This window comes from Cellulomonas sp. GbtcB1 (genome assembly GCF_019091725.1).
Taxonomy (GTDB): domain Bacteria; phylum Actinomycetota; class Actinomycetes; order Actinomycetales; family Cellulomonadaceae; genus Cellulomonas.
The window spans coordinates 1-229 of sequence record NZ_JAGXJG010000726.1; the positions used below are offsets into that span (position 1 = coordinate 1).

Sequence of the window (229 nt, forward strand, 5' to 3'; positions counted from 1 at the left end):
GGGCCGCCCGGCCCTGGCGCACGGTGCTGGCGCTGCAGGCGGAGCTCGCCGCCTGAGCCCGCGGCGCCCGCCCGGCCTCGCTACCGTGGGCCGCATGACGACCCTGTTCACCCGCATCATCGGCGGCGAGATCCCCGGCCGGTTCGTCTGGGCCGACGACCGCGCGGGGGCGTTCGGCACGCTCGCCCCGATCACCGACCGGCACGGGCTCGTGGTGCCTCGCGCGGAG

General features: G+C 78.6%; 1 protein-coding gene. It reads left to right on the top strand.

Features of this window, described 5'->3' with window-relative positions; genetic code table 11:
• Nucleotides 1–94: 94 nt before the first annotated feature.
• Nucleotides 95–229: HIT family protein (locus KVT14_RS22885; protein ID WP_368858800.1), on the top strand; the 135-nt coding region annotated here is incomplete at its 3' end.